Origin of the sequence: Moraxella caviae (genome assembly GCF_002014985.1) — a bacterium.
Lineage (GTDB): Bacteria > Pseudomonadota > Gammaproteobacteria > Pseudomonadales > Moraxellaceae > Moraxella > Moraxella caviae.
The window spans coordinates 1-939 of record NZ_MUXU01000065.1 but is presented as its reverse complement, the minus strand read 5'-3'; the positions used below and the strand labels follow the sequence as shown (position 1 = coordinate 939).

2 protein-coding genes are annotated in these 939 nt (G+C 40.8%); both read left to right on the top strand.

The window, feature by feature from the left end:
* The first annotated feature begins 324 nt into the window (after positions 1-324).
* The gene (locus tag B0181_RS09895; protein ID WP_078277340.1) at positions 325-684 is read left to right on the top strand and encodes a hypothetical protein; all 360 of its coding nucleotides are present in this window, start codon (positions 325-327) and stop codon (positions 682-684) included.
* Between the two features lie 29 nt (positions 685-713).
* A partial coding sequence (locus tag B0181_RS12285; protein WP_211276081.1) for a hypothetical protein occupies positions 714-939 on the top strand: 226 nt, incomplete at its 3' end.

The following is a 939-nucleotide window of genomic DNA, read 5'->3' as shown; positions in this document are numbered from 1 at the left end:
CCTTTGGCGGTTTTTTGTTGCCTTTAAATAATTTGCATTGAAATAATTTTATTTATCAAACACTTATAAAATATTTATAGTTTTTGCTATATTTTCTATTGATTATTTATATAGTTTTATCTATAATACCCCCATACCAAGCAAACAGCCTTTGCTTCAGACTATTTAAAAGCCCGGAAGCCCTACCGTGCAGGGAAAATCACGGAGCTACCCAAAAGTAGCAAAGCCAAAACCACCGTGGCAGATAACGGAGTTAATCAGCTACTGGCAGTTGTACGATTTTTTCGTACAGTTGCCAGTGTCGGATTAGCTAAGGAGTATTTTATGAAACATCAAATCATTGGGCTATGCCCCAATTCAGACCATGATGTAGATTTTGAGCGTAAGACTGCCGATGTCTATTTGCAATACGCCCAAGGCGGCGATGACCCGCCTAACATCTTGGTAAGAGCGCATTTCACACATGACACATACTGGCACGGTGGCATGGACTACCACACTACCGAAGTGCAGGAATTTAGCTTCTTTGAGGTAACAGGCTACACAGTCATTGAAATGTTTGATGGTGATGAGTATGTAAGCCCAGCAGGTCATGAATTTGTCGGTGTTGAAGCCATCATCAATGAGTATTTGAACGAGCAGGATTTTAGTATGTTTGCTGCCGAGCGTAAGAAGCGGGCTTGATTGACAAATCTTAAACAAGTAGGCAAAATATGATTTTTCACATCAGATTTATCATGAACCAGCTTTTTTCACGATTGGTTGGCGTTCATGGCATGAATGCCAAATCTAATGCCTTGACACCCTTGCTTTGGCTGATTACAAGCATACTAATAGCCATGCTTTTAGCGATATACATAGACGCACCCAAGGTTATTGTTCATATCCTAATCGGTGTGTTTGCTATAGCGGTTGCAGCTTTTATCCACCCCGCCGTAA

What these genes read in the sequence shown, in the direction of transcription:
- B0181_RS09895 (WP_078277340.1), top strand. Translation starts at nt 325, where the DNA reads ATGAAACATCAAATCATTGGGCTATGCCCCAATTCAGACCATGATGTA.